The sequence below is a fragment of the Methylobacterium sp. SyP6R genome, assembly GCF_019216885.1.
GTDB lineage: Bacteria > Pseudomonadota > Alphaproteobacteria > Rhizobiales > Beijerinckiaceae > Methylobacterium.
The window spans coordinates 2,310,072-2,336,264 of sequence record NZ_JAAQRC020000001.1 but is presented as its reverse complement, the minus strand read 5'-3'; the positions used below and the strand labels follow the sequence as shown (position 1 = coordinate 2,336,264).

Below are 26,193 nucleotides of genomic sequence, written 5' to 3'. Positions count from 1 at the left end.
GGAGGGTATTGGTAACGTCGTGCGATCGACGTAGGCCTGACTATCGACAGGGCGGCCCACCGGGATGCCCGCAGCCGTGCCCCGGCGGAACATGGGGCGCCGGGCGCGGACCGGCCTGCGGCGGGCGCATCTGCGGCGGAGCCATCGGCTGTGGTCGCGGCGCCATCATCTGCGGCTGACGCAGCGCCTGAGCCTGCTGGCGTCGCATCGCGTCCTGCATCTGCTGCTGCTGGTTCTGCATCATTTGCTGCGCCTCGAAGCGCTGGCGGGCCTGGGCCTGACCCTGGGCCTGCTGCGCCTGGAGAGCCTGCTGCCGCTGCATCGCCTGCTGACGTACGGCCTGCTCCATCCGCAGCCGCTGCAACCCGTCATCCGGCCGCATTGCGCGGGCGGGGGCAGCCATGCGGGGCGGCGGGGCCGCCAGCGGGCGCAAAGCCTGGCGCGGTGCCGGAGCGGGCGCCGGCCGCATCGGCTGCACGGCGCGCAGCGGCGTGACCGGAGGCCGCACGCCCTGGGGCTGGAGGCCCTGTGGCGGCGCGGCGGCAGCCGATCCCTGCGGCGGGCGGGCGGCGAGAGGGGGCGGTCCCGTCCGGCCCGCGGTCGGAGCCCCGGGTTGCGCGGTGGCTGGCGGGTTTTGGCCGGGGACTTGCCCTTGTATCTGCCCTGAAGTGGCTTGGTGTGGCGGATCTTGGCCTGAAATCTGCCCGAGCCCGACCGGTCGGCCAACCGGCGTCTGGCCGGCAGGCGCACCGGGCCGGCCGGCGATGGCCGGCAGCGGCGTTCCGCCCGTGCCGGGCAGAGCCTGCGCGGGGTTCGGACGCGGTCCGGCCGGGCCCTGAGACGGGATCTGCCCCGGCAGGCTCGGCCGCAGGGCGGTCGCTCCCGGAGATGGTCCTCCGATCGGGCCACCGGCGCGCGGGATCTGGCCCGGCGCCCCTTGCGGGTCCGGCCGCAACGCCGCCTTCCGGGCGATGGCCGGCGGCAGGGCGACCCGGGACGCGGCGGCTCCAATGGCCGCTCCCGCGATGGCGCCGGCCACCGGCGCGAGGCGGGATGCCCCATGCGGCGCCGGCTCGGCGGCGTGCTCGTTCACGACCGTGATGGTCTGAACGTGGAGGTTCTGGAACAGCACCGGGTTCGGCGGCGGCACCACCGCCGGGGGTGCCACCACGTAGGTGGGCACCGGGACGTAAGCGGGCACCGGCAGGATGTAGGCCTCGCCAGGGGGAGGGGGCGGGGCGAGCTCCACCAGCACGGTCGGCCGCGGCGGCAGGAAGGCGATGGGCGGCGGCGGCAGGGCGTAGACCGGATCGTCGAGGAACAGCGCCGGCCGCTCGACGTAGATCACCTCCTCGGGCGGCGGCGGCGGTACGTCGTAGGCGAGCATGCGATAATCCGGCGGCGGCGCGACGGCGGCGGCCAGCGCCGAGAGGCGCCGCCGGGCGTCCCAGGCATGCGGCCCGCGCGGATAGCGGCCGAGATAGGACCAGTACGCCTCCGGCGTATCGGCGAGCGCGCTGCGGCGCCAGGTCATGGCCTCGCGCCTTGCCGCGATGATCGCCCGGACGCGCTGGCTGAGCGGGTCGCGCGGATAGGCGCCGACGAACTCCTCGTATCCCGCCAGGGTGTCGCGGCCGAGGCAGGCGGCGTAGGCCTCCCGCGCGCCGATCTCGCCGAGCGGCTTTGCCGGCGGCTCGAATCCGGCGAGCGTGGGCGCTCCGGCCGCCCGCTCCAGGAATATGAACGGCGCGTCGATACGCGAAGCGCTCCACGGCACCTCTCCGCCGCGGGTCGCCTCCGCGACCCGCAGGCGCACCCGCTCGAACAGGGCGGCCGGTGCCAGCCCGCCCTCGCGGATCATCTCGACGAGGGCGAGCGCATAGGACCCGTAAGCGCCGGTCTCGGCCGGGCCGACGGTGCCGGGCGCCGCATTGGTCGCGATCAGACTGCCGGGCTCGGCCTCGACCAGGGGCAGGCCGCCCGCCAGCGGATCGCCCTTGAGCCGGAACGGTGTGCTCCGCGCGGCGTCGAGTACCACGAAGCGCGCCTTGAGCGGCAGGGCGGCGAGGCGCTTGACGTAGTCCGACACCCGCAGGGTTCTGAGCGGCAGGTCGGAGGCGGTCTCGATCCGGGCATCGACCGGGGCGAAATAGGCCTCGTTCTCGAGCTGCAGGCCGTAGCCGGAGAGGTACACGAAGGCCACCGCGTCGGGCCCCGCCGCCGCGGCCTTGTCGGTGAAGTCGCGCAAGGTCCGCCGCAGCGAATCCTCGTCGAGGTCGCGGGCGCCGACCACGTCGAACCCCGCCGCCTGCAGGGTCTGGGCGACGAGGCCGGCATCGTTGGCGGCGGTCGGGATCGGGCCGGCCGGGTAGGCGCCGTTGCCGATCACGAGGGCGATCCGCCGCTCGGCCGGAGCCGCGGACGAGGGGAGGGCGGTGGCGACGAGGCCCGCCAGGGCGACGAGGGCCAGGACTGCGGGGGCCAGGACCGCGGGGGCCAGGACCGCGGGGGCGAGGAGCAGATGTCGGAGCGGCGGCATGGCGTTGCCCTCCCGTGACGGTGGCGGTCGGGATGCCGGATTCGTGGGCATCCCTGGTTTCCACGGTGCATCGTCGCTTTTCTGGGCAGCACGATGACCCGCCCCATCTCGAACCGTCGCGCTTGAACCGGCACTGAACGATGCGGCATCAGGCTTGCTGGGACCTGACGATGGGGAAGAGCTGAATGCCGGACCGCCTGATCCACGCCAGCGCCAGCATCGCGTTCCTGCTCGCGGTCGCCGTGCTGTTCTCGACCAACCGCCGGGCGATCCGACCGCGAGTCGTGCTGTCGGCGCTCGCCGTCCAGATCGGGATCGGCGCCCTGGTGCTGTTCTGGCCCTCCGGGCGCGGGGTCCTGGGGGCCGTTGCCGACGCGGTGCAGGCCGTCCTGTCCTACGGCGACAAGGGCACGGCGTTCCTGTTCGGCGGCCTCGTCGAGCCGAAGATGTTCGAATTGTTCGGCGGCGGCGGCTTCGTGCTGGCGCTCCGGGTCCTGCCGCCGATCATCTACGTCTCGGCGCTGATCGCGGTCCTGTATCATTTCGGGGTGATGCAGGCGCTCGCCCGGGGCCTGGGGGCGGCGTTGCAGCGGGTGCTCGGCACCTCGGCGATCGAGACCTTCTCGGCGGTCATCACCATCTTCATCGGCCAGAGCGAGATCGCCGTGGCGCTCCGCCCCTTCCTGGCGCTCCTCACCGGGGCCGAATTGTTCGCCGTGATGACGAGCGGGGCGGCCTCCACCGCCGGCTCGATCCTCGCCGGCTATGCCGGCCTCGGCGTGCCGATGCCGTATCTGCTGGCCGCCTCGTTCATGGCGATCCCCGGCGGGCTCCTCTACGCCAAGATCCTGGTCCCTTCGACCGAGCCGAGCCGGGTCAAGACCATGCGGGTCACCTTCGGCGAGACCCGGGCCGTCAACGTGATCGAGGCCGCCGCCGACGGCACCCAGAAGGGCCTCGCGGTCGCGGTGGCGGTCGGCGCGATGCTGATCGCCTTCGTGGGGCTGATCGCGCTCGTCAACGGCGTCGTGGCCTATGCGGGCGGCCTCGTCGGGATGCCGGGCGCCTCGATCGAGGGGCTGCTCGGGACGGCTTTGGCGCCGCTCGCCTGGCTCTTGGGCGTGCCGTGGGACCAGGCGACCCTGGTCGGCGGCGCCATCGGCCAGAAGCTCGCCTTCAACGAGTTCCTGGCCTACGCCAACCTCTCGCCGGTCCTGAAGAGCGGCGAGCTCGGCCCCCGCAGCACCGCCATCCTGTGCTTTGCACTCTGCGGCTTCGCCAACCTGTCGTCGATCGCGATCCAGCTCGCGAGCTTCGGCAGCCTGGTGCCCGAGCGCCGGGCGGAGGTCGCCTCCTACGGGCTCCGGGCGATCCTGGCCGGCACCCTGTCGAACCTGACCAGCGCGGCGATCGCCGGGGTGTTCATCGGGGCGTGAGGTCTTCTTTGCTCCAAAACCCATCCTATCCCACCCGCTGACCTCATCCTGAGGTGCCGCGTAGCGGCCTCGAAGGAGGGCTCCAGAGATCGCAGCGACATTTGGAGCCCTCCTTCGAGGTCAGTCGATCTTTGATCGACTGACACCTCAGGATGAGGTCGCGGATGGGAAGATCGGAGGCCCTGCAAGGTTCAGGACAAGCTCCGGTAAACAGCCGTCTCGAACTCCAAAAAATTCTCCACCGCAGCCGGATCGGCGAAGGGAAACAGCTGCGTGCCCCAGAACCCGCCGATCCCCACATTCCGATCGATCCAGAAATAGAGGTTGGCGAGCCCCGCCCAGGCCAGCGAGCCGGCCGAGCGCCCGGTCGGGGCCGGCTCGTCGTTGATCATGAAGCTCAGACCCCAGGATTTCGGCAGGCCGGGGAAGAACTCGGCATCGTGCGAGAGGTGGCGCTTCACCCCCGGGAGCGCACGGATCTTGAGCGAGGGCCCGAGGCCATTGGTGGCTGCCATGGCGACCGTTTCCGGCCGCAGCACCGGCCCGTTCGGCGAGGCGCCGTCGTTGAGCCACATCCGGATGAAGCGCAGGTAATCCTCGGCGGTCGAGTAGAGCCCGTGGCCGCCCATCTCGACCTCCGGCTCCTGCGGCAGCTCGAAGCCGGCGAGGACCTTGAGCGCGCCGTCCTCGTTCCGCTGGTGCATCCGGGCGAGGCGGGCGCGCATGTCCGGCGTCAGCACGAAGCCGGTCGAGTCCATGCCGAGCGGTGCAAAGACGCGCTCCCGCATCACCGCTCCGAGGCGCTGCCCCGTCACCGCCTCGACCACCTGTCCGGCCCAGTCGATGTTGCTGCCGTACTCCCAGGACTCGCCGGGATCGAACAGCAACGGCGTCATCAGCGAGGCGCGGGTGCCGCTGGTCACGCTCGGCCGCTTGGTCTCGCGCAGGAGGCGGGCATACGATTCGTTGAAGATGTCGTAGCCGAAGCCGGCCGTGTGCAGCAGCAGCATCCGGGTGGTGACCGGACGGGCCGGCGGGCGCAGGCGCGGGGCGCCGTCGTCGCCGAAGCCCTCGAGCACCTGGATCTCGCCCAGGGCCGGCACGTAGGCGGAGGCCGGCGCGTCGAGGTCGAGCCGCCCCTCTTCGGCCAGTTGCAGAACGGCCGTCCCGGTGACCGCCTTGGTGGTGGAGAAGATCGCCAGGACCGTGTCGGGGGTCATCGGCGCGGTCTCGTCCCGCGGCCCGGCGGCGCCGGCATAGAGCGTGCGGTCCCGGTCGGTCGCCATCGCGACGAGGCCGGGCAGGCCCGGACTCCCCTCGACCCCGCGCCGCAGGATCGCGTCGGCCGCGCCCTTGAGATCGTCGCCCATGGTGTCCTCCCGACTCTTGTCGGGAGGTAGCGTAGCGCGGCGGGCGGTGCGGTGTCAGGCCCGTACGGGAGGGGCAGGGTGGCGCTACTGCGCCGCAAAAAACTTCGGATCGAGCGCCGAGAGTGCGAGAAGCGGCGCGGGCATCACCACCCCGGCGCGCCGGATCGCCTGCGCAGCGGCGCGGCAGGCCTGGATGTCGTTGGCGCCCGCCGCCGCATCGACCTGCGCGATCTGCTCCAGGGTCGGCTTCTTCTGCGCCGGTGCCCCGGCCGGGGCGGGAGCGGCCTGGGACGGGGCCTGGGCCTGGGCCTGGGCCTGTCCTTGCGGACCGGAGGCGCCTGGCCCGGTCTGGGCCACCGGACCGCTCAGGCCCGATTTCTGCTGCACCTCGCCGGCGCCCGCGCCCGGCTGCTGCGCGGCGCCGCGATCGGGCGCCTGGACGGCGGCGGTCGCGGGCTGCGGGGCGCTCGGGGTGGCGTCCGGCGCCTTCGGGTGCACGAAGGCGACGAGCTCCTGGCACAGGTTGGCCGGCGGGCCGGCGGCCTGGGCCGTGCTCACGGAGGCGGCGAGGGCGGCGAGGATGACGACGTTGCGCATCACGAGCCCGGCTCCATCGTATGACGAGCCGCAGCCGACTCCTTGATGTCGCCGGTCCAGCGCGGGCCGACGAGGTTGGTGCCCGGATCCGAGACCCGGGCACCGGAAGTCGCGAAGGCCTGGTAGGCGAAACGCTGGTTCTCGCCGAGCAGGAAGCTCGCCGCGGTGGCGAGCACCAGGGCCGCCGCGACGGCGACCAGGAAGGCTTTCATCGCTCTCTCCGCCCTTACTCGGCCGGGACCTGGGAGCGGCCGAGCTGCGGCCCGCTCGCGGTCTTGGCCTGCTGTTCCTTCACCCAGAGATCGTGGTGGACCTTGGCCCAGGCCAGATCCACCTCGCCGCTGCCCATCGCGTCGTAGGCGCCCTCCATGCCGAGCGACCCGATATAGATGTGGGCCAGGATGCCGGCGATGAACACCACGCCGATCAGCGAGTGGATCACCTGCATCACCTGCATCCCGTTGATGTCGGTGAATGCGAACGGGAAGATCATCATCAGGCCGGTGGCGCCCATGGCGAAGCCGAAGCCGACCACCATCCAGAACACCATCTTCTGGCCGGCATTGAAGCGCCCGGCGCTCGGATGCGCGTCGCCCAGCAGCCCGCCGCCCTGCTTGAGCCAGATCCAGTCGATCCTGCCCGGAATGTTGTCACGCACCCAGAGCACCAGCATGAACAGCACGCCGAGCATGAACGGCCAGGCGAGATAGATGTGGGCGTACTTGCCGTACTGGGCCAGGGTCGCGAAGGCTTCGGGCCCGATCAGCGGCATCAGCAGGCGCTTACCGAAGATGTAGTTCAGTCCCGACAGCGACAGAACGATGAAGCAGCTCGCCGTCATCCAGTGCGAGAAGCGCTCGAAGCTGTTGAAGCGCAGGATCTTGCGTCCCGACTCCTCGCTGTGCTCGAGGCGGATGCGGCCGCGGGTGAAGTAGAACAGGCCGAGCGCGGCGATCATGCCGAGCACGACGAGCGCCCCGATCCACGGCATCCAGGATTCGCGGAACGCCCGCCATTCCCGGCCTTGAGGCTGGATCAGGTTGGCGGCGGTCTGGTTCGGGATCGAGATCCGGCCGTGGATCTTCGGGTCCTGCTTGAACAGCATCTCCTCGTTGACCGAGGAGGCGGTCGGGTTGGGGGCGCCGTCGGGCGCGCGCACCTGGGCGACGGCCGGGGCCGTCAGCGCCAGGGTCGCGGCCAGGAGGAGGAGGGAGGTCAGCCTGCGCATCGGAAGTCCCTCAGATCGCGATCGTCTCGCGGTAGGCCGTCTTCCAGCCCCAGGCGCCCGAGCCGTAGCCGCGCTTGATCACCCGCTCCTTGTAGATCTGGGCGATCATCTCGCCGTCGCCGGCCAGCAGAGACTTGGTCGAGCACATCTCGGCGCAGAGCGGCAGCTTGCCCTCGGCAAGGCGGTTCGAGCCGTATTTCTCGTATTCGGCGACCGAGAGGTCGGGTTCCGGTCCGCCCGAGCAATAGGTGCACTTGTCCATCTTGCCGCGGGAGCCGAAATTCCCGACGCGGGGATATTGCGGCGCCCCGAAGGGGCAGGCGTAGAAGCAGTAGCCGCAGCCGATGCACAGGTCCTTGGAGTGCAGCACCACGGCATCCGCCGTGGTGTAGAAGCAGTTCACCGGGCACACCGCCGCGCAGGGCGCGTCGGTGCAGTGCATGCAGGCCATCGACACCGAGCGCTCGCCGGGCTTGCCGTCGTTGAGGGTGATGACCCGGCGACGGTTGATGCCCCACGGCACCTCGTGCTCGTTCTTGCAGGCGGTGACGCAGGCGTTGCACTCGATGCAGCGGTCGGCGTCGCAGAGGAACTTCATTCTGGCCATGAGGATCCCCCCTTACGCCGCGCTGATCTGACAGAGGGTCACCTTGGTCTCCTGCATGCCCGTGACGGGATCGAAGCCGTAGGTGGTGACGGTGTTGACGCTCTCGCCCAGCACCACGGGGTCGGCGCCCTTCGGGTAGAAGTCGCGCATGTCCTTGCCCTGGTACCAGCCCGAGAAGTGGAACGGCATCCAGGCCACGCCCTTGGCAACGCGATCCGTCACGAGTGCCTTCACCTTGGCCTTGGAGGAATTCTCCGGGCCGTAGACCCAGACGAACTGGCCGTCCTTGATGCCGCGCTCGGCGGCGTCTTGGGTGTTGACCTCGACGAACATGTCCTGCTGCAGCTCGGCAAGCCAGGGATTCGAGCGGGTCTCCTCGCCGCCGCCCTCGTATTCGACGAGGCGGCCCGAGGACAGGATGATCGGGAACTGCTTGGCGATCCCGCGATCGACCGCCGCCTTCTGCACCGAGAAGCCGACATTCGGCATCCGGAACTGCCGCTCGTCGGGCCGGGTCGGGTATTTGGCGACGAGGTCGGGGCGCGGCGAGTAGACCGGCTCGCGGTGGACCGGCACCGGATCGGGCAGGTTCCAGGCATTGGCCCGGGCCTTGCCGTTGCCGAACGGGATCACGCCGTGATCGAGGCAGACCCGCTGGATGCCGCCCGACAGGTCGGTGGCCCAGCTGACCGCGTCCGGGTTGTTGCCGCCGATCCGCTGGATGGTGGCGAGTTCGTCCGCCGTCAGGTCCTTGTCCCAGCCGAGCTTGCGGAACACCCCGAAGGTGAATTCCGGGTAGCCGTCGGTGAGGTCCGAGCCCTGGGAGAAGGAATCTTCCGCCAGCAGCGTCGCGCCGTTGCGCTCGGTGCCGAACCGGGCCCGGAAGGTGCCGCCACCCTCCTTCACGTGCAGCGACGTGTTGTAGAGGATGTGGGTGCCGGGATGCCTGATCTCGGGCTTGCCCCAGCACGGCCAGGGCAGGCCGTAATAGTCGCCGCCGACCTCAGGATCGTCCTTCGGCGCGCGCAACGTGACGAGGTCGAACTTGTGCTGATTCTTCATGTGCGCCTTCAGGCGCTCGGGGCTCTGGCCGCAATAGCCCGTCGACCAGCCGCCGCGGTTGATCTCCCGCAGCAGGTCCTCGGCGACCGGGATGCCGTCCACCACCTTGACGTTCTTGAACAGGCTGTCGGCGAAACCGAGCTTGCTCGCCATCCGGTAGATGACCTCGTAGTCGGTCTTCGATTCGAAGGCCGGCTTCACGATCTGCTCGCCCCATTGCAGCGAGCGGTTCGAGGCCGTGCGCGACCCGTCCATCTCCAGCGAGGTGCAGATCGGCAGGAGGTAGGTGTTGTCGCGCCGCGCATCCATCGCCGCGAAGGTGGTCGGGTGCGGGTCGGCGACGACGAGGAGTTCCAGTTCCGCCATGCCCTTCACCGCCTCGGGCATCCGGGTCACGGTGTTGCCGCCATGGCCGAACACCATCATGGCCTTCAAGGGCGTGCGCTGGTCGACCTGCTCGGCCGGCAGGCTCACCGCGTCGAACCACCGGGTCGAGGTGAGGCCGGGGGTCTCCATGTTCTCCTTGCGCGAGCGGGCCTTGCGGCCGGCGCTGGCGGGGACTTCGTCGAAGCGCGATTGCAGCCAGTCGTACTCGACCTCCCAGACCCGGGCCCAGTGCTTCCAGCCGCCCTCGACGAGGCCGTAATAGAGCGGCAGCGTCGTCACATCGAGGCCGAGGTCAGTGGCGCCCTGGACGTTGGTGTGGCCGCGGAAGATGTTGGCGCCGGTCCCCGGCTTGCCGACATTGCCGGTGGCCAGGCACAGGATGCAGAGCGCCCGCACGTTGGCGGTGCCGACCGTGTGCTGGGTCGCGCCCATGCACCAGATCAGGGTCGCGGGCTTCTCCTTGGCGAAGAGCTCGGCGACGCGCTTCAATTGCTCGCCCGGCACGCCCGACACCCGCTCGACCTCGTCGGGCGTCCACTTGGCGACTTCCTTGCGCACGTCGTCCATCGCGTAGACGCGCTGCTCGATGAAGGCCTTGTCCTCCCAGCCGTTCTGGAAGATGTGCCAGAGGATGCCCCAGATCACCGGGATGTCGGTGCCGGAGCGGATCCGGACGTACTCGGTCGCGTGCGCGGCGGTGCGGGTGAAGCGCGGATCGATGACGATCATGTTGGCGCGGTTGATCTCCTTGCCCGACAGCACGTGCTGCATGGAGATCGGGTGCGCCTCGGCGGGGTTGCCGCCGAGGATGATCATCGTCTTGGCGTTGCGGATGTCGTTGTACGAATTCGTCTGGGCGCCGTAGCCCCAGGTGTTGGCCACACCCGCCACCGTGGTCGAGTGGCAGATGCGCGCTTGGTGATCGACGTTGTTGGTGCCCCAATAGGCCGCGAACTTGCGGAACAGATACGAGGCCTCGTTGGTAAACTTGGCCGAGCCGAGCCAGTAGACCGAATCCGCACCGTTCTTGTTGCGGATCGCCTGGAGCTTGTCGGTGATCTCGGTGATCGCTTGGTCCCAGGAGATGCGCTGCCACTCGCCATTCGCGATCTTCATCGGGTAGCGCAGGCGGCGGTCGCTGTGGACCAGCTCGCGGATCGCCGCGCCCTTGGCGCAATGCGCCCCGCGGTTGATCGGGCTGCCCCAGGACGGCTCCTGGCCGACCCAGACGCCGTTGACGACTTCCGCGGTCACGGTGCAGCCGACCGAGCAGTGGGTGCAGACGTTCTTGCGGATCACGGCCTGCGCCGGATCGGCGGACGAGCCGGCGGCCTCAGCCTGACGCACCGCGCCGAGCCGCAACGAGCCGAGGGCCGCGAGGCCGCCGGCGGCCAGTCCCGATTTCCGCAGGAAGCCGCGGCGGTCGAGGGTGGGGGCGGTCAGGCCCGCGGCGAGGGCCTGGTGGCTGCCGCGGCCCGCAACGCCGCTCCTGCGCTTGGTCAGCATCGCCGGTCTCACTTCTTGAGCGTCTCGTAGCCGTTGGTGCGGTAGAAGGCCTTGACGTGGTCGGTCTCGCGGTAGCGCGACCGGGTCTCGGCATTGCCGGGGTCGTAGGCCTGGGCCTCGGTGGGCGTGAGCGGCACGGAGGCGATGGCGGCCGCCGCCGCGGCGGTGCCTCCGCCGAGCGCGCGGAAGAATTGCCGCCGCCCGAGGCTGGTCTCGCCGTCCTTGCGGGTCTCGTTCTCTTGCCGCATCGCGGCTCTCCTCTTCGTATCCGCGTCCCGGTTCACGTCGTCTTGGCTCACGTCACGCTTCCATCGCGAAGGCCTCGGCCTCGATCGTCGTGAATACCTCGCCGAGTTCGCCGACCGCACGGTAGAACGGGGTGCTGGCTTGCGCCGCAACGTCGGTGAAGAAACGCCCGATCCACGGCTTCAGATGCCGCTCGAAGAAGCGATGATCGGCGCCGGGCTCCGCCGGCAGGCGCCTTGCTGCGAGATTGGCCATCACCTCGAGCAGGGTGGCGGCATGGTCCTCCGGCTCGCTCGACGTCGGATCGCGCTCCAGCCCAAGCTCCGCGAAATCCTGCCGGACCCGGGCGAGCGGCCGCTCGTTGAGGAAGCCGGTGAGGTAATAGGAGGCGTAGGGCATGATCAGTCCGCGCCCGACGCCGACGAACAGGGCGAAGTAGTCGCGGCCGATCTCGCGGGGCGCGGCCTCGCGGGCCGCGCGGCCGAGGGCGGCGTGGGCCTGGCCGAGGGGCGTCGCGTCGCCGTCGAGGCCCTGCAGGGCCGCCAGCAGATCCGGGCCCGGCGCGCGACCGAGGACCGCCGCCAGGAGATCGTATTCCTGCGCGCGCAGAGCGTCGATCTCGTCGACCGGATCGGGGCCCTGGTTCACCATCACCTCGTGCAACGCGACTTCACGATCGGGACCTGCATCGGGGCCTGCCGGCCCTCGAGCCTCTCCTTCGTTTGGAGGATGCAACGTCCCGTTGCCGGCACCATAGCGGGGATTCGATCGAGCGCAATTCGACTTTCTAACGCTTCAAATCGGCAGGGCCCCGCCATGGCGTCGCAGGCGGGGTGGGGAGGGGGGCTCGGGGGGTGGTTCGGGGTGGTTGCGGCCACTCTCTGCCACGGACGAGAACTGTGGAGTTTGGTGCGCAATCCCAACCCCCGTGGGCACAGGGCTGTCCGGGAAAGGGAAAAGACGCAGGTTTTCCCCTCCCCCCTCTGCGGGGGAGGGTGGCGAGCGGAGCGAGCCGGGAGAGGGGACGCCGCTTCCGGAAAAGTCGCGCCCATGATGAAGGGCGCCCTCTGGATCAGCGTCGCGCTGCCCCTCTCCCGGCCTACTCCGTAGGCCACCCTCCCCCAATCCAAGTCGGGCATGCCCGACTTGGATGCTCGGATGCAGAACTCGGGCAAGCCCGAGTTCTGTGGGGGGAGGGGGAATTACCGGAACTGTCTCACTCGTCGAAACCCCCTCACCCTCGCGGCGAACCTGCGGTTCTCTGCTCGCTTCACCCCCGGCAAGGGGGGTGAAGCCCTCTCCCCGCCCGCGGGGAGAGGGGAGAGGCGCGCCATTTTCGGAAATGCCCGCTTCGCCGGAATCGGCGCAGGGAGGCGTCTCTTCCACCCCCCCGAACACCTTCTCGACCATCGCCCGCACGTCCTCGGCCGAGATCGCGCCGCCGGTGCCCGGCACGCCGCCGGGGGTGTTCCAGTCATAGGCGTATTCCCGCGCCTCGCTGACGAAGTCGCGGATCGTCGGGTCGATCGACCACATCCGGCGCAACGCCGCGTTGCGCAGAACCCGCGGCACGCCGGTGCGCAGGAAGGGGGTCAGGTCGGTCGCGGCGGTGAGCGCGTCGAGCGATGGGAGTTGCGCCAGTTCTTCGGGGCTGAGGGAGGCTTCGTCCTCAGCCGGCGCCCCGGCCGGCATTGCGGTTTCCGGCGCGACGGTGGGAATATCCGCGGGCCGGCGCGCCTCGTCGCGCTTGCGCCGCGACCAGCGGGCGAGGAAGCCGTCGCTCACGGCTCCTCCGGCCGGCGCCGCGCGCCGCCTCCCTGGCGGGCGAGCGCCTCCGGGTCGGCCCGGTCGCGCTTGCGCTTGTGGAAGACCCGCTCGACGTGGAACGCCCGGTAGAAGGCGCCGACCTCGGCCTGGATCTCGGGCGGCATCGGCACCGCCTCGACGATCTCGCCGATGCCCTCCGCCAGGGATTCGCCCTCGTAGGGATCGGCCGTCACGGTGGCGACGGCGTAGGTGTCGGGGCCGGTCTCGCGCAGGGCCACCCAGAGCGAGGGCTGCGCCGCCGCGAGGTTGTCGCCGTAATGCGCCGTCTCGGCCGGGTGCAGCTCGACCTCGTAGGCACCGGCATAGAACGTCTCCTCGTCCTCCGAGGCCGAGAGGCGGGTCCAGGGCGCGGTGCCGGGCTGTCCCGGCAGCACCGCCACGGGCAACCAGGCATGGCTCGCCCACGGCCCCTTCAGCTTGCGCCTGGCGACGACGACCCCGACGGCGATCAGCTGGGTGCTCATCAGGCCTCTCCCGTCACGACAACCGGCAGGCCGGCGATCAGGTTCTGCGGCTTCAGCGTCACGGTCCGGTCCGGCGCCATGGCGAGCAGCAGGTAGACCGGCCGGTCGCCGACCCGCGGATCGGCCCGGGTCGGATCGAGGATCGTCAGACGGAACAGGGCGATCACCCGCTCACCGGCGGCGGCATCGACGGGCTCGCCGCGCCACAGCGCGTTGCCGATCCGCGTGCCCTCCTGGTCGAGCCCGACGAACCAGCGCCAGTCCTTGTCCTCGATCGCCGGGATCGGTGCCACCGCCACCTCGACCGCCAGCAGGTGGCGGACGAAGGCTTCGATCGCCCGGGCCAGCCCCTCGCGGCTCTTCGGATCGGAGCCGAGGTTGAGCGCCATGCTGAAGGCGTCGGACCGGCTCCAGTAGGTCCAGGCATTCTCGGCCGTCAGCACGTCGAGCTCGGAGACCGGCTCGCGCCCCAGCATCGCCACGAGGGGGGATTGCCCGCGCGCGCCCTCCGCCTCGTCGATCAGCTCGGCATCGGCGAGCAGCAGCGCGCCGTCGGTGACGGAGGCCCGCTGCGGACGGAAGAACAGCTCGGCGGCGCGCAACGTATAGGGATCGTCGCAAGCATCGAGCGCGTTGCGCAAGATGAGGTGGACGAGCTGGTTGAGGAAGAGCGGCGGCGTGCCCGAGACGCCCCGCCGCACGAGATCGAGATAGGCCGCCTCGACGGAGCGGGCGGCGAGCAGGCGGTCGCGGAAGGCGAGGATGACCTCCCAGTTTTCCCGCGCATCCGCGTCGGTGATCGCCGCGATCTCGGCCGGCGCGACCGGGCGGCGGGGATGGCCGAGGAGCGCGGCGTGAAGCGCCCGCTCGGCGTCGCAGGCCTCGTCCGGCGGCACCAGTTCGGGGCGCGCGAGATAGGCCAGCAGCAACTCGTCGGTGACGACGAGTCCGCCGCCCGCGTCGCGCCGGGTGAGGTGATGGCCGCTCGAGACCCAGAATTCAGGCATGGTGGGGATTCGGAGCCGGTTCGAGGAGGGGTTCTAAAGATGACCTAGGAGACCGGGTATCCCATCCGTGACCTCATCCTGAGGTGCGACCAACGGGAGCCTCGAAGGAGGGCTCCAGGGATCTCAGCGAGTTCTGGAGCCCTCCTTCGAGGTCAGTCCATCTTCGATGGACTAACACCTCAGGATGAGGTCGTGGAAGGGATGACGTCCACTCACCCGCGCCGAACCGGCCATCATCGCGGATCGCCGTCCGGCCTGCCGGCGAGCAATCCCGCCAGATCGACCCGCTCCTCCGGCTCGTCGTCGGTCTCGTAGAAGTCGAAGGCGCGAGCGTAGGCGTGGCGCCGGTCGGAGCCCGGCACGGCCCCCTCCCGCGGGCGCAAAGCCCGGAAGCGCTCGCGGATCTCGCCCTCCTCCAGCGTCCGGTGCAGCGCCAGCACCGTGCCGACCGGCGGACCGCAGAGCGATTCGGCCACCGCGATCTCCTCCCGGGCCGCCGCGAGCGCGCTCGCCCGGTCCGGCGCGCCGAGGCGGGCCTGGAACTGGGTCGCCAGCGCCTCGGTCGCGGCGTCGCGCTCGGCCGCGCTCGCTGCGCTCACCACCACCAGGGTCGAGAAGCCGAAGGAATCGATGCCGACGAAGCCGGCCCGGAACGCCGCCCGCTCCTTGCCGGCGAGGGCGATGGGATCCCCGTCGAGGAACAGGAAGCTGCCGGTCACCGCCCATTCGCCGGGCGGCGCGGCACGGGGAAAGACCAGGGTGTCGGAGGGGTCGAGCCGCAGGGTGCGGGGAAGCTTGAAGCTCACAGGCGCGGGCCCCCCCGGGCGGGATCGAACCAGCCGCTCCCGTCGAGGCGGAGCGTCGCGGGATCGGCGTCGAGATGGTCCCGCGCCCGCGCGAGCGCGGCGTCGGGCCCGTCCTCGGCCCAGAGCGAGAGCCCGCGCAGCAGGTGTCGGGCGAAGCTCTCGACCAGCGCGTCGGGACCGGCCTCGAACCCCTCCTCCTCCAGCGAGGTCGAATCGGGCGTGTGGCCGGGATCGCCCGCCTCGCGCTTCGAGGCGATCAGCATCCAGGAGAAGACCAGCCAGTCCGGTACCGCGTCGTCGGGACAATCCCGGGACCAGGCCAGGCGCCCGCCGCCGAGGCGGGCGCGGTCGAAGAACAGGGTGCCGGCCGCGTCCAGCGTCACCGGCTTGTCGGGCGGGGCGTGGCTGCCGACCGCCTCGGCGAGCGCGACGAGGCCGACGAGCCCGACCCGTCGGGCGGCCGCCAGCGGCTCCTCGGGCGCCAGCACCACCGCCACCGCCACGGTGCCGGGCCGGGCGCCGAGCACGAGGGTGCCGGCGGCCCCGTCGTCGCCCGCCGCGAGAGCGCAGGCCCGGTCATGCGCCGTCCCGGCCGCCGCCGGCAGGCGCAGCGGCCGGAAGGAAGGGGGCAGCATCAGGCCGGGGGAATCGACGAAACTCATGATGGAGAAGGCGTTGCCTGCGCGCACGTGTCGGGTCGTTCTTTTGAACGGCTCGTATATAGCGCTGGAGCGGTGAACAAGGGGCATGACGCCCCAGGGCCTAAGCGTCCGGTTCCCATCGGCCCCGGTTCCCGGAGCCTGGGGGCGCGTGCCCGGTCGGAGAATCCTGTGGTGTCGGATCGGATCGTGATCGCCTGTTCCTGCGAGGGCAGCATGCCCCTCGATGCGGCGGCGATCGGCAAGGCCTGCGGCGGGCGGCTGGAGACGGGCGACCAGCTCTGCGGCCGCGAACTGGAACGGGTGCGGACGGCGATGGCCTCGGGCGCTCCCGTCACCGTGTCCTGCACCCTCAAGGCGCCGCTCTTCCGCGAGGTGGCGGAGGAACTGGGCGCCGAGGACCGCGTCGCCTTCGCCAATATCCGCGAGACGGCCGGCTGGTCGGCGGACGGGCACCGGGCGGGCCCCAAGATGGCGGCCCTGCTGGCGGCGGCCGCCGAGCCGATGCCGACGCCTTCGAGCGTGAGCTTCGAGAGCCGGGGCGTGGCATTGGTCTATGGCCGCGACGAGGTCGCGATCGAGGCCGGAGCGCGCCTCTCCGACCATCTCGACGTGACGGTGCTGCTCTCCCGGCCCGGCGAGGTGGCGCCGCCGCGCTCCGGCGAGATCCCGGTCCTGAAGGGCACCGTGCGGGCCGCCACCGGCCATCTCGGTGCCTTCTCGTTGCGGGTCGACGACACCGCCCTGCCGCTGCCCTCCTCGCGGCGGACACTCGCCTTCGGGCCGGCCCGGGACGGGGCGACCTCGACCTGCGACATCGTCGTCGATCTCACCGGCGGCACGCCGCTCTTCCCGGCGCACGAGTTGCGCAGCGGCTACCTGCGCGCCGATCCGCGCGACGCGGCGGCGGTCGAGCGGGCGCTGTTCGAGGCCTCCCACCTCGTCGGTACGTTCGACAAGACCCGCTTCGTCGACGTCCACGCCGATCTCTGCGCCCATTCGCGCTCGCGCATCACCGGCTGCACCCGCTGCCTCGACGTCTGCCCGACCGGCGCCATCGCCCCGGCCGGCGACCACGTGGCGATCGACCCGCATGTCTGCGCCGGCTGCGGCTCCTGCGCCTCCGTCTGCCCGACCGGGGCCGCGGCCTATGCCGTGCCGCCGGCCGACGCGCTGATGCGGCGCCTGCGCACCCTGCTCGTCGCCTTCCACAAGGCCGGCGGCACGGCCCCGGTGCTGCTGGTCCACGACGAGGCCCATGGCGCGCCCCTGATCGACGCGCTCGCCCGCTTCGGCGATGGGCTGCCGGCCGACGTGCTGCCGTTTCCGGTCAACGAGGTGACCCAGGTCGGGCCCGAGACGATCGCGGCGGCCTTCGCCTACGGCGCGAGCGCCGTGCGGTTCCTCGGCCGGGCCAGGCCGAAGCACGACATCGCGGCGCTCGTCCGCAACGCCGCCCGGTTCGACGCGGTGGCCCAGGCCCTCGGCTACGGGGCGGAGGCGGGCGGCACGGTCGTCTCGCTGATCGAGACCGACGACCCGGACGCGCTGGGGGAGGCCCTGGCCGCTGGTGCCCGCGGCACGCCCGCACCCGCACCGTCGGGCTTCATGCCGGATGGCGACGTGCGGGGCGTCCTGCGCTTCGCGGTCTCGGAGCTGCACCACGCCGCGCCGCGTCCCGTCGACCGGGTGCCGCTCGATGCCGGCGCGCCCTTCGGCGGCCTCGCCTTCAAGGCGGAAGCCTGCACGCTGTGCCACGCCTGCGTCGGCGCCTGCCCGACGGGAGCGCTCGCCGACGATCCCGACCGCCCGCGCCTGACCTTCGCGGAGAGCGCCTGCGTGCAATGCGGCCTGTGCGCCGCGACCTGCCCGGAGGACGCGATCGGCCTCGTGCCGCAGCTCGACTTCGCCGCCTGGGCGGCGCCGCGCCGGGTCCTCAAGGAGGAGGAGCCGTTCGACTGCATCGCGTGCGGCAAGGCGTTCGGCACCCGCAGCACCGTCGAGCGGGTAGTCGGCCGCCTGCGTGATCGCCACTGGATGTTCGCCGGTCCGGCCGGCGAGGAGCGGATCAAGGCGCTGATGATGTGCGACACCTGCCGGGTCTCGCACGTCCTCGACGAGGGCTTCGACCCGCATGCGGCGGCGGAGAACCGGCCGAAGACCTCGGAGGATTACATCCGGGCGCGGCAGGGCTGAGGCTCACCGCGTCGCCCGCTCCAGGAACCGCACCAGGGCCGCCCGGTCCTCCGCCGCGCCGATCGTCTGCTCGGGCATCTTGGTGCCGGGGGTGAAGCGGGCGGGGCCGATCTCGAACAGGCGGGCGACGGTCTCGGGCGTCCACACGATGTCGAGCCGCCGGAAGGCCGGGGAATAGGGATAGTCCGGCACCGTCGCGATGCGGCGGCCGAACACGCCGTACAAGGTCGGTCCGGCGCGGTTGCCGCCGTCGGGCGTCAGGGTGTGGCAGGCCTCGCAGGCGCGAAACACCGCGGCGCCCCGGTCGCCCGCGAAGGCCGCCAGCGGATCCGCCGGGCGGGCCATGGCGAGCGGGCCGATCGGCTCGCCCGTACGGAGGTCCCAGCGGCGCACCAGCCGGTCGCCGCCGCCGGTGACGAGCTCGTCCGGACCGCGGAAGGCCAGCGACCAGACCGGCAGGCCGGGCCCGACCAGGGTGAGGCGCACCCGCGCCTCCGCCCGGTCGACGATCGCCACCGCGCCGCCGACCGTCGCGGCGGCGAGCCGGCGCCCGTCGGGCGAGAGCGCCAGGGCCACCAGAGGCCGGGGGCCGATCTCCACGCCCGCCCGGATGCCGCCATCGGACCGTATCAGGCGCAGCGTCCCGTCGGCGCCCGCCGCCGCGATCTCGCCGTCGGGGGCGGCCACGACCGCGCTGACCGGTGATTCGAGCTGGACCGTGAGCGGCGCTCCGGTCTCCGGCCAGATCCGGACCGTGGCGTCGTAGCCCGCGGTGACGAGGCGCCCGTCGGGCAGGAAGGCGACGCCGTTGACGTTGCCCTTGTGGCCCTCCCGCACCAGGGCGGGAGAACCGTCGAGGGGCGTGATCCGGGCGGTGCCGTCCCAGGACGACGACGCGATCCACCGCCCGTCCGGCGCCACGGCGAGGCCGGAGACCGGGCCGGCATGGGCGGCGACGATCCGCTCCGGTTCGTCGCCCTCGCGCCACAGGGCGATCCGCCCGTCCTCGCCCCCGGTGACGAGCCCGCCATCGGGCAGGAGCGCCACCGCGTTCACCGCCCCGTCATGGGCCCGCAGCACCCGGAGCGCCGCGCCATCCTCGATCGACCACAGGATCGCCGAGGAATCGAAGCTGCCCGATAGCGCCTGGCGGCCATCCGCCGTCACGGCCAGCGCCCGCACCGGCCCGCCATGGCCGCGCATCGGCGCCTCGGCGCGGGCGGTGACGGCGAGAAGGCAGGCGAGGGCGGCGAGGGCGAGGCGGGGCGGGAGGAACATGCGGGAGAGGGTCCGGAGAGGGCGGGACGGGTCTACGCGCCCGGATCCCCGGCCGGGAAGGCGCCCGAACGCCACGGCACCCGCCGGCTTGACAGAACGAGTGATGTTATATTGTTACAAACTTGGAGGTGCCCATCCATGCTCGACCATTCGACCGCCGCTCGGCCGCGAGATTCCCGCCCGCAAGATCCCCGCTCGCAAGATCCCCGCTCGCAAGATCCCCGCCTGCCCGTCACCGTCCTGTCCGGCTTCCTCGGGGCGGGCAAGACGACGCTCCTCAACCACGTGCTCGCCAACCGCGAGGGGCGCCGGGTCGCGGTCATCGTGAACGACATGAGCGAGGTGAACATCGACGCCGACCTCGTCCGGGCGGGTGAGGCCGGCCTGTCGCGGACCGACGAGCGCCTGGTCGAGCTGACCAACGGCTGCATCTGCTGCACCCTGCGCGACGACCTGATGCGGGAGGTGCGGCGCCTCGCCGAGGAGGGCCGCTTCGACGCCCTGTTGATCGAGAGCACCGGCATCTCAGAGCCGCTGCCGGTCGCCAGCACCTTCTCGTTCCGGGCCGAGGACGGGGCGTCCCTGTCCGACGTCGCCCGCCTCGACGCCATGGTCACGGTGGTCGATGCGGTGAACCTGCTGCGCGATTACGGCTCGCACGATTTCCTGCGCGACCGCGGCGAGACGGCCGGCGAGGAGGATACCCGCACTTTGGTCGACCTGCTCGTCGAGCAGATCGAGTTCGCCGACGTGGTGGTGATCAACAAGGCCGGCGACGTCTCGGCGGAGCAGCGCGACCTCGTGCGCAAGGTGGTGCGCGGCCTCAACGGCGATGCCCGGATCGTCGAGGCCGGGTTCGGCCGGGTGCCGCTCGGCACCGTCCTGGAGACCGGCCTGTTCAGCGAGGAGCGGGCGCAGACCCATCCGCTCTGGTTCAAGGAACTCTACGGGGCCGCCGAGCATGTGCCCGAAACCGAGGAATACGGCATCCACTCCTTCGTCTACCGGGCGCGCCGGCCGTTCCACCCGGCACGGTTCGACGCCTTCACCAAGGAGACCTGGCCGGGGCTGATCCGGGCCAAGGGCCATCTCTGGTTCGCGACCCGGCCGGACTGGGTCGGGGAATTCTCGCTCGCCGGCGCCGCCGCGCGGGTGACGCCGCTCGGCCGCTGGTGGGCCGCGGTGCCGCAAGCGCGGTGGCCCAACGACCCGGAATCGCGCGAGATGCTCATGCGGCACTGGAGCGACGCGTGGGGCGACCGGCGCCAGGAACTCGTCTTCATCGGCACCGGGTTCGACGAGGCGGCGATCCGGCACGCCCTCGATGCCTGCCTCGTCGGCCCGGAGCACGGACCGGTGAGAGCGGACCACACCTTGCCGGATCCGTTCCCGGCCTGGGGCGCGAGCGCGGCCTGAGCCGGCCTTGTTCCAGAGCCTCAAGGCCCTGCGCCTCCGGGCCCGGGAACAGGCCTCGGCGCGCCACGCGCTCGCCGAGCGGGCGCGGCGGATCCTGGCGCTCGCGGAGGAGGACGCGCTCTCGGTCAACGAGATCGCCTGCGCCGATCCCGGCTGCCCGGACACCGAGACGGTGATCCTGCTGATGTGCGTCGGGCAGCCGACCCGGGCGCTCAAGATCGGCAAGCCGATCGAGGCGGTGACCGATGCCGATATCGGGGCGGCGGAGCGGGCCGCTCCTTCGTAGTCGCTGCAGGTCGTTGCGCTCGTGAGGCCGGAGCATTCTCGAGTGTGCCGGGACGATCCTGCGGAGGGACGCGGCCTTCCGCGACATTTTCTCCGTCTGGTCCTCCGCCCGGCGACGAAACCTTGATCCCGGCCGGCGCTTGGCCCATCGGCTCGGCCCTCCGTCCCGGGACCAGGACAGCCGCATGGCCTCACTCCACCAGGGCACCCGCCGGTGATCCCGCGGGCGTCCACGACCGCCTTGATGCCCGTCGCGGAGGCGGTGGCGGCGCTCGCCGCCCTCGCGCGCCCGGTCGCGCCCGTGACCGCGAGCCCGGACGAGGCCGTCGGCGCCGCGGCGGCCCGGGACGTCGTGGTCGAGGCCGGCCGGCCGGCGGAGCGGATCGCGCTCCGCGACGGCTGGGCGGTGAGCGCGGCGGAGACCACCGGCGCCTCGCCCTACGCGCCGGTGCGGCTGGCGCGGCTCCCCGCCTGGGTCGAGGCCGGCGACGCGCTTCCTCCCGGCGCCGACGCGCTGCTGCCGCCGGAGGCGCTGAGTGCCGACTTGCTGGCAAACGCGGCGCTGAGTGCCGACTTGCTGGCAAACGCGGCGCTGAGTGCCGACTTGCTGGCAAACGCGGCGCTGAGCGCGGACCTGCGGGAAATCGAGGCCGAGGCCGTGGCCGGGGAGGGGACGCGGGCCCCCGGCGCCGAACTCCCGCCGGGGACCCGGATCCTCGCCGCGGGCGAGCGGGTGACCGTGCTCCACGCCTTCGCCCTGGCGGCCGATGGCTTCGGTCAGGTGGCCGTGCGCCGCCCGCACTGGCGGCTTCTCGTCGCCGAGCCCGACACCCTGGCGCCGGTCCTGCGCGCCTGGATCGCCGCCCGGGGCGGCAGCGCCGAAATCGTGGCGCGGCCGGCGGGGGCCGACGCCCTCGCGGCGGCCATGCGGGTGCCGGGGGCCGATGCCGTCGCGGTGATCGGCGGCACCGGGCCCGGACGGCGCGACGCGAGCGCGGCCGCCCTCGCGCGGGCCGGGCGGCTCCACGCCCACGGCATCGCCCTGCGGCCCGGCGAGAGCGCCGGCTTCGGCGAGGCGGCAGGGCGGCCGGTGCTGCTGCTGCCGGGCCGGCCGGACGCGGCGCTCGCCGCCTGGCTCGCGCTGGGCCGGCCGCTCATGGCCGCTCTTGCCGGCGCCGTGCCGGACGCCCTCTTGCTCCTGCCGCTCACCCGCAAGGTCGCCTCCGTCATCGGGCTCGCCGAGGCGGTGTTCCTGCGCCGCGGACCGGCGGGCGCCGAACCCCTCGGCGGGGCCGAACTTCCGCTGCACCGGCTCGCCCGGGCCGATGCCGTCCTGCTGGTGCCGCCGGCCCATGAGGGATATCCCGCCGGGACCCCTGTCGAGGTGCTGCCGCTGTGACCCTGCCTCCCGCCGACCCCTTCCTCGCGCGCCTCGCCGCCGCCTCGCGCCAGGAGCAGTTCCTGGCGGTGGTGAGCCGGGACGAGGCGATGGCGCGTTGGCGCGAGGCCGTGCCGCACGCGGCCCTGCTGCCCGAGACCGTGCCGCTGCACGAGGCCCTGGGGCGGGTGCTGTCCGCCGACATCGCCTCGCCGATCGACGTGCCGCCCTTCGACCGCGCCCTGGTGGACGGGTTCGCGGTGCGCAGCGCCGATACCGAGGGGGCGAGCGAGGCGGAGCCGCGCCGCCTCGTCCTCAACACCGAGATCCTGGCCTGCGGGGTCGCGCCGGGGCTCACCGTCGGCCCCGGCACCGCGACCCCGATCGCCACCGGCGGCGTGCTGCCCCGCGGCGCCGATGCGGTGGTGATGATCGAGGCGACCGAGTTCGAGGACGGCCCGGAGCCGGCGATCGCCCTGGGCCAGCCGGCCGGCCCGGGCCGGTTCGTCGGCTATGCCGGCGCCGACATGGCGCGGGGCGAGACGGTCCTGCGCCGCTCGACCCTGGTCACCGCCCGGGAGATCGGGATGCTCGCCGCCTGCGGCCTCGCCGAGGTCCCGGTGGTGCGCCGGCCCCGCGTCGCGGTGCTCTCCACCGGCGACGAGCTGGTGGCGCCCGGAACCCCGCTCGGCCCGGCCCGGCTCTACGATTCGAACGGCGCCATCGTGGCGGCGAGCGTGACCGAGAATGGCGGCGTCGCGGTCCCGGGCGGCATCGTGCCGGACGACGAGGCGGCGCTCGAAGGCGCCTTGAGGAAAGCTCTCGCGTGCGCCGACCTCGTCGTCCTGTCGGGCGGCACCTCGAAGGGGGCCGGCGACGTCTCGCACCGGATCCTGTCGCGGCTCGGCGAACCCGGCATCCTGGTCCACGGCGTGGCGCTGAAGCCCGGCAAGCCGCTCTGCCTCGCCAGGATCGGCGCCGTGCCGGTGGTGGTGCTGCCGGGCTTCCCGACCTCGGCGATGTTCACCTTCCACGAATTCGTGGTGCCGCTGATCCGGGCGCTCGCCGGCTTGGCCCCCCGGGAGGAGGACAGCATCGAGGCGCGCCTGCCGCAGCGCTTACGGTCCGAGCTCGGCCGCACCGAATACGTGATGACGGCGCTCTCCCGCGGAACTGATGGTCTGGTGGCCTTGCCGCTCGCCAAGGGCTCGGGCGCCGTCACGGCCTTCTCGCAGGCGGACGGCTTCTTCGCGGTGCCGGCGACCCGCGCGGGGCTCGAGGCCGGCGAGATCGTGCGGGTCTCCCGGATCGGCCGGGCGGGGCGCCCGCCGGACCTGACGATCGTCGGCAGCCACTGCCTCGGCCTCGACCGGCTGGTCGGGCACCTCGCGGGGCGGGGCGTCTCGGCCCGTACCCTCTGGGTCGGCTCCGCCGGAGGCCTCGCCGCACTCCGCCGCGGCGAATGCGACCTCGCCGCCATGCACCTGCTCGATCCCGAGACCGGGCGCTACAACGAACCCTACCTCACCCCCGGCCTCGCCCTGGCCCCAGGCTGGCGCCGGCTGCAGGGCGTGGTGTTCCGCAAGGGCGATGCCCGCTTCGAGGGATCGTCGGCGCAAGGTGCCGTGACCGGGCTCATCGCCGACGACGCGGCCGTGATGGTCAACCGCAACACCGGCGCCGGCACCCGGGCGCTCGTCGACGGGCTCCTGAACGGCGCCCGGCCCGCCGGCTACTGGAACCAGCCGCGGTCGCACAACGCCGTCGCGGCGGCGGTGGCGCAGGGGAGGGCGGATTGGGGCGTGGCGATCTCCACGGTCGCGCGCGATTACGGCCTCGGGTTCCTGCCGCTCACCGAGGAGCATTACGACTTCGCCTACCGCGAGGCGCGCCGCGACGAGCCCGCGCTCGCAATCTTCCTGGGCCTCCTCGACGATCGAGGCCTCGCCGCCGACCTGGCCGATCTCGGCTTCACCCGGGCGGGAGACGCCTCATGCGCGTGATCGGGCTCGCCGGCTGGTCCGGCGCCGGCAAGACGACGCTCCTCGTCCGGCTGATCCCGGCCCTGCGCGCCCGGGGCCTGCGCGTGGCGACGCTCAAGCACGCCCACCACGAGTTCGACGTCGACCGGCCGGGCAAGGATTCCTTCCGCCACCGCGAGGCGGGGGCCTGCGAGGTGATCGTCTCGTCGCGTCGCCGCGTCGTGCAGATCCAAGAAGTCGAGGAGGAGATGCGCCTGCCCGACCTGCTGCGCCGGTTCGCCCGTTGCGACCTCGCGGTGATCGAGGGGTTCAAGCGCGAGCCGCATCCGAAGCTCGAGGTCTACCGCCACGCCAACGGCCGCCCGCCGCTGCATCCGGATGATCCCCGCATCGTCGCGGTGGCGAGCGACCATCCCTTCCCGGAAGCCGGTCGGCCGATCGTCCCCCTCGACGCGGTGGAGGCGGTCGCCGATATCGTGCTGGCGCGGTCGGAGCCCCTCGCCGCGGTCCTGGAGAGGCTTGCCCATGGCGCAGCTGACTGACGACTGCTTCGCCTTCGGCGGCCCGCTGCTCTCGGTCGAGGACGCCGCCGCCCTCGTCGGCGAGCGGTTGCCGGTGCTCGCCGGGATCGAGACCGTGCCCCTGACTGATGCCGACGGTCGCATCGCCGCAGCGGACGTTCTCGCCGGCCTCGACCTGCCGCCCTTCGACAATTCCGCCGTCGACGGCTACGCCGTGCGCTTCGCCGATCTCGCCCCGGGCCGTGAGACCGTGCTGCCTGTGCGCGGCCGCCTGCCCGCCGGTGCCGTGCCGGAGGCCGCCCTCGTCGGTGCCTCGGCCATGCGGATCTTCACCGGTGCGCCGATGCCCCCCGGCGCCGACACCGTCTTCATGCAGGAGGACGTGCGGCGCGAGGGCGAGGCGGTCGCGCTGCCGTCGGGCCTGAAACCTGGCGCCAACCGGCGGCTTTCCGGCGAGGACGTCGCGCGCGGCAGCATCGTGATCCCCGCCGGCCGCCGGCTGACCCCGCCCGACCTCGCGCTCGCCGCCGCGACCGGCCACGCCCGCCTCGCCGTGCGCCGCCGCCTGCGGGTCGCGGTGTTCTCGACCGGCGACGAACTCGCCGAGCCGGGCGCCCCGTTGCGGCCGGGGGCGATCCACGATTCGAACCGCATCCTCCTCGTCGCGCTGCTGCGCCGCCTCGGGGCGGAGGTGAGCGATCTCGGCATCCTGCGCGACGATCCCGCCCTCCTGCCCGACCGCCTCAAGGCGGCGGCCGCCGGTCACGACCTCATCGTCACCTCGGGCGGCGTCTCGACCGGGGAGGAGGACCACGTCAAGGCGGCGGTGGAGGCCGCGGGCCGGCTGGTGTTCTGGCGGCTGGCGATCAAGCCCGGCCGTCCCGTCGCCCTGGGGCTGATCGGCGACGCCGCCTTCGTCGGCCTGCCGGGCAATCCCGTGGCGGTCTACGTCACCCTGCTCGTCGTGGTCCGCCCGCTGCTCGCCCGCCTCGGCGGCGCCCTGCTCGACCCTCCTCCGAGCCAGCCCGCCCGCGCCGCCTTCCGCTACGCCAAGAAGGCCGGGCGGCGGGAATATGTCCGCGTTTCGCTGCGGCGGGGTGCCGATGGGGTGGTGGAGGCGGTGAAGTTTCCCCGCGACGGCGCCGGATTGCTGTCTTCGCTCACCGGCAGCGACGGCCTCGCCGAATTGCCGGAGGCGGTGACCGGGGTCGAGGTGGGGAACTGGGTGGAGGTATTCCGGCATCCTTTGCTGTGGTAAACCGGAACCGGTCCGATCCTCCGGCGCTCCGCCGCCCTGGAGGCACCTAGTAAAATCGTGCTAGAGGCACCCGATCGCGGGACGGGATGCCCGTGACACCTGCGTCAAGGCAGGTCTTGCGTCAGAGCGGGGCTTGAG

Annotated in this window: 23 protein-coding genes; 8 read left to right on the top strand and 15 right to left on the bottom strand. The window is 72.3% G+C overall.

What is annotated here, in order from left to right; translation table 11 throughout:
- Nucleotides 1-40: 40 nt before the first annotated feature.
- Nucleotides 41-2,539 carry a caspase family protein gene (locus HBB12_RS10800; protein WP_236989349.1) on the bottom strand — a complete coding sequence of 833 codons (2,499 nt, stop codon included), beginning with the start codon at nucleotides 2,537-2,539 and terminating at the stop codon, nucleotides 41-43.
- A gap of 185 nt (nucleotides 2,540-2,724) precedes the next feature.
- Here HBB12_RS10800 and HBB12_RS10795 point away from each other — a divergent pair, with 185 nt between their 5' ends.
- Complete coding sequence (locus HBB12_RS10795; protein WP_236989348.1) at nucleotides 2,725-3,975, top strand: NupC/NupG family nucleoside CNT transporter; 1,251 nt, start codon at nucleotides 2,725-2,727, stop codon at nucleotides 3,973-3,975.
- 191 nt (nucleotides 3,976-4,166) lie between these two features.
- Here HBB12_RS10795 and acmB read toward each other — a convergent pair whose 3' ends face one another.
- The 13 genes from acmB to HBB12_RS10730 form a co-directional block, all read right to left on the bottom strand.
- A complete protein-coding gene (gene acmB, locus HBB12_RS10790) occupies nucleotides 4,167-5,345 on the bottom strand; it encodes a methyl acetate hydrolase AcmB (protein ID WP_236989347.1) in 1,179 nt (392 codons plus the stop codon).
- Nucleotides 5,346-5,429: 84 nt separating this feature from the next.
- A complete protein-coding gene (locus HBB12_RS10785; RefSeq protein ID WP_236989346.1) occupies nucleotides 5,430-5,942 on the bottom strand; it encodes a hypothetical protein in 513 nt (170 codons plus the stop codon).
- Nucleotides 5,942-6,154, bottom strand: a complete 213-nt coding sequence (locus HBB12_RS10780; protein ID WP_236989345.1) for a hypothetical protein — start codon at nucleotides 6,152-6,154, stop codon at nucleotides 5,942-5,944. Before HBB12_RS10780 ends, HBB12_RS10785 begins: the two co-directional genes overlap by 1 nt.
- A 14-nt stretch (nucleotides 6,155-6,168) precedes the next feature.
- Complete coding sequence (locus HBB12_RS10775) at nucleotides 6,169-7,170, bottom strand: formate dehydrogenase subunit gamma (RefSeq protein ID WP_236989344.1); 1,002 nt, start codon at nucleotides 7,168-7,170, stop codon at nucleotides 6,169-6,171.
- A gap of 10 nt (nucleotides 7,171-7,180) precedes the next feature.
- A complete protein-coding gene (fdh3B, locus tag HBB12_RS10770) occupies nucleotides 7,181-7,777 on the bottom strand; it encodes a formate dehydrogenase FDH3 subunit beta (protein ID WP_048465462.1) in 597 nt (198 codons plus the stop codon).
- A gap of 12 nt (nucleotides 7,778-7,789) precedes the next feature.
- Nucleotides 7,790-10,732 carry a formate dehydrogenase subunit alpha gene (locus tag HBB12_RS10765; protein WP_236989343.1) on the bottom strand — a complete coding sequence of 981 codons (2,943 nt, stop codon included), beginning with the start codon at nucleotides 10,730-10,732 and terminating at the stop codon, nucleotides 7,790-7,792.
- Between the two features lie 8 nt (nucleotides 10,733-10,740).
- The gene (locus HBB12_RS10760) at nucleotides 10,741-10,980 is read right to left on the bottom strand and encodes a formate dehydrogenase (RefSeq protein WP_236989342.1); all 240 of its coding nucleotides are present in this window, start codon (nucleotides 10,978-10,980) and stop codon (nucleotides 10,741-10,743) included.
- Nucleotides 10,981-11,032: 52 nt separating this feature from the next.
- Nucleotides 11,033-11,629, bottom strand: coding sequence for a TorD/DmsD family molecular chaperone (locus tag HBB12_RS10755; RefSeq protein ID WP_236992744.1), 597 nt, complete (start codon nucleotides 11,627-11,629; stop codon nucleotides 11,033-11,035).
- Between the two features lie 144 nt (nucleotides 11,630-11,773).
- Entirely contained in the window at nucleotides 11,774-12,763 is a 990-nt protein-coding gene (locus tag HBB12_RS10750; RefSeq protein ID WP_236989341.1) for a DUF3306 domain-containing protein, read from the bottom strand.
- On the bottom strand, nucleotides 12,760-13,269 hold the full coding sequence (locus HBB12_RS10745; protein WP_236989340.1) for a DUF3305 domain-containing protein: 510 nt from the start codon (nucleotides 13,267-13,269) through the stop codon (nucleotides 12,760-12,762). The genes HBB12_RS10750 and HBB12_RS10745 overlap by 4 nt, the downstream gene beginning before the upstream one ends.
- Nucleotides 13,269-14,276, bottom strand: a complete 1,008-nt coding sequence (locus tag HBB12_RS10740; protein WP_236989339.1) for a DUF6352 family protein — start codon at nucleotides 14,274-14,276, stop codon at nucleotides 13,269-13,271. The genes HBB12_RS10745 and HBB12_RS10740 overlap by 1 nt, the downstream gene beginning before the upstream one ends.
- 233 nt (nucleotides 14,277-14,509) lie before the next feature.
- Nucleotides 14,510-15,082 carry a DUF6505 family protein gene (locus HBB12_RS10735; protein WP_236989338.1) on the bottom strand — a complete coding sequence of 191 codons (573 nt, stop codon included), beginning with the start codon at nucleotides 15,080-15,082 and terminating at the stop codon, nucleotides 14,510-14,512.
- Entirely contained in the window at nucleotides 15,079-15,771 is a 693-nt protein-coding gene (locus HBB12_RS10730; protein ID WP_236989337.1) for a biotin/lipoate--protein ligase family protein, read from the bottom strand. The genes HBB12_RS10735 and HBB12_RS10730 overlap by 4 nt, the downstream gene beginning before the upstream one ends.
- A 186-nt stretch (nucleotides 15,772-15,957) precedes the next feature.
- Here HBB12_RS10730 and HBB12_RS10725 point away from each other — a divergent pair, with 186 nt between their 5' ends.
- A complete protein-coding gene (locus tag HBB12_RS10725) occupies nucleotides 15,958-17,937 on the top strand; it encodes a 4Fe-4S binding protein (protein WP_236992743.1) in 1,980 nt (659 codons plus the stop codon).
- 3 nt (nucleotides 17,938-17,940) lie between these two features.
- Here the strand turns inward: HBB12_RS10725 and HBB12_RS10720 are convergent, their stop codons facing one another.
- Nucleotides 17,941-19,215 (bottom strand): WD40 repeat domain-containing c-type cytochrome, encoded by a 1,275-nt coding sequence (locus HBB12_RS10720; protein ID WP_236989336.1) that lies wholly within the window; start codon nucleotides 19,213-19,215, stop codon nucleotides 17,941-17,943.
- Nucleotides 19,216-19,353: 138 nt separating this feature from the next.
- On the opposite strand from HBB12_RS10720, the gene HBB12_RS10715 reads away from it, so the two are divergent.
- The 6 genes from HBB12_RS10715 (at nucleotide 19,354) to HBB12_RS10690 (ending at nucleotide 26,055) form a co-directional block, all read left to right on the top strand.
- Nucleotides 19,354-20,631: a GTP-binding protein gene (locus tag HBB12_RS10715; protein WP_236989335.1), complete on the top strand. Its 1,278-nt coding sequence runs from the start codon at nucleotides 19,354-19,356 to the stop codon at nucleotides 20,629-20,631.
- Nucleotides 20,632-20,638: 7 nt separating this feature from the next.
- Nucleotides 20,639-20,917, top strand: a complete 279-nt coding sequence (locus HBB12_RS10710; RefSeq protein ID WP_236989334.1) for a hypothetical protein — start codon at nucleotides 20,639-20,641, stop codon at nucleotides 20,915-20,917.
- Nucleotides 20,918-21,160: 243 nt separating this feature from the next.
- Nucleotides 21,161-22,315 (top strand): molybdopterin-binding protein, encoded by a 1,155-nt coding sequence (locus tag HBB12_RS10705; protein WP_236989333.1) that lies wholly within the window; start codon nucleotides 21,161-21,163, stop codon nucleotides 22,313-22,315.
- On the top strand, nucleotides 22,312-24,297 hold the full coding sequence (locus HBB12_RS10700; RefSeq protein ID WP_442919250.1) for a molybdopterin biosynthesis protein: 1,986 nt from the start codon (nucleotides 22,312-22,314) through the stop codon (nucleotides 24,295-24,297). The genes HBB12_RS10705 and HBB12_RS10700 overlap by 4 nt, the downstream gene beginning before the upstream one ends.
- A complete protein-coding gene (gene mobB, locus HBB12_RS10695) occupies nucleotides 24,288-24,818 on the top strand; it encodes a molybdopterin-guanine dinucleotide biosynthesis protein B (protein ID WP_236989332.1) in 531 nt (176 codons plus the stop codon). Before HBB12_RS10700 ends, mobB begins: the two co-directional genes overlap by 10 nt.
- A complete protein-coding gene (locus HBB12_RS10690; RefSeq protein WP_236989331.1) occupies nucleotides 24,802-26,055 on the top strand; it encodes a molybdopterin molybdotransferase MoeA in 1,254 nt (417 codons plus the stop codon). Before mobB ends, HBB12_RS10690 begins: the two co-directional genes overlap by 17 nt.
- Nucleotides 26,056-26,193 lie beyond the last annotated feature (138 nt).

Excerpts from the sequence above, each read along its gene's own strand:
- HBB12_RS10740 (WP_236989339.1), bottom strand. The coding sequence starts at position 14,276 with ATGCCTGAATTCTGGGTCTCGAGCGGCCATCACCTCACCCGGCGCGAC.
- HBB12_RS10785 (WP_236989346.1), bottom strand. The coding sequence starts at position 5,942 with ATGCGCAACGTCGTCATCCTCGCCGCCCTCGCCGCCTCCGTGAGCACG.
- fdh3B (WP_048465462.1), bottom strand. The coding sequence starts at position 7,777 with ATGGCCAGAATGAAGTTCCTCTGCGACGCCGACCGCTGCATCGAGTGC.
- HBB12_RS10800 (WP_236989349.1), bottom strand. The coding sequence starts at position 2,539 with ATGCCGCCGCTCCGACATCTGCTCCTCGCCCCCGCGGTCCTGGCCCCC.
- HBB12_RS10755 (WP_236992744.1), bottom strand. The coding sequence starts at position 11,629 with ATGGTGAACCAGGGCCCCGATCCGGTCGACGAGATCGACGCTCTGCGC.
- HBB12_RS10745 (WP_236989340.1), bottom strand. The coding sequence starts at position 13,269 with ATGAGCACCCAGCTGATCGCCGTCGGGGTCGTCGTCGCCAGGCGCAAG.
- mobB (WP_236989332.1), top strand. The coding sequence starts at position 24,288 with ATGCGCGTGATCGGGCTCGCCGGCTGGTCCGGCGCCGGCAAGACGACG.
- HBB12_RS10760 (WP_236989342.1), bottom strand. The coding sequence starts at position 10,980 with ATGCGGCAAGAGAACGAGACCCGCAAGGACGGCGAGACCAGCCTCGGG.
- HBB12_RS10780 (WP_236989345.1), bottom strand. The coding sequence starts at position 6,154 with ATGAAAGCCTTCCTGGTCGCCGTCGCGGCGGCCCTGGTGCTCGCCACC.
- HBB12_RS10795 (WP_236989348.1), top strand. The coding sequence starts at position 2,725 with ATGCCGGACCGCCTGATCCACGCCAGCGCCAGCATCGCGTTCCTGCTC.
- HBB12_RS10715 (WP_236989335.1), top strand. The coding sequence starts at position 19,354 with ATGCTCGACCATTCGACCGCCGCTCGGCCGCGAGATTCCCGCCCGCAA.
- HBB12_RS10775 (WP_236989344.1), bottom strand. The coding sequence starts at position 7,170 with ATGCGCAGGCTGACCTCCCTCCTCCTCCTGGCCGCGACCCTGGCGCTG.
- HBB12_RS10765 (WP_236989343.1), bottom strand. The coding sequence starts at position 10,732 with ATGCTGACCAAGCGCAGGAGCGGCGTTGCGGGCCGCGGCAGCCACCAG.
- HBB12_RS10690 (WP_236989331.1), top strand. The coding sequence starts at position 24,802 with ATGGCGCAGCTGACTGACGACTGCTTCGCCTTCGGCGGCCCGCTGCTC.
- HBB12_RS10725 (WP_236992743.1), top strand. The coding sequence starts at position 15,958 with ATGCCCCTCGATGCGGCGGCGATCGGCAAGGCCTGCGGCGGGCGGCTG.
- HBB12_RS10705 (WP_236989333.1), top strand. The coding sequence starts at position 21,161 with ATGCCCGTCGCGGAGGCGGTGGCGGCGCTCGCCGCCCTCGCGCGCCCG.
- HBB12_RS10720 (WP_236989336.1), bottom strand. The coding sequence starts at position 19,215 with ATGTTCCTCCCGCCCCGCCTCGCCCTCGCCGCCCTCGCCTGCCTTCTC.
- acmB (WP_236989347.1), bottom strand. The coding sequence starts at position 5,345 with ATGGGCGACGATCTCAAGGGCGCGGCCGACGCGATCCTGCGGCGCGGG.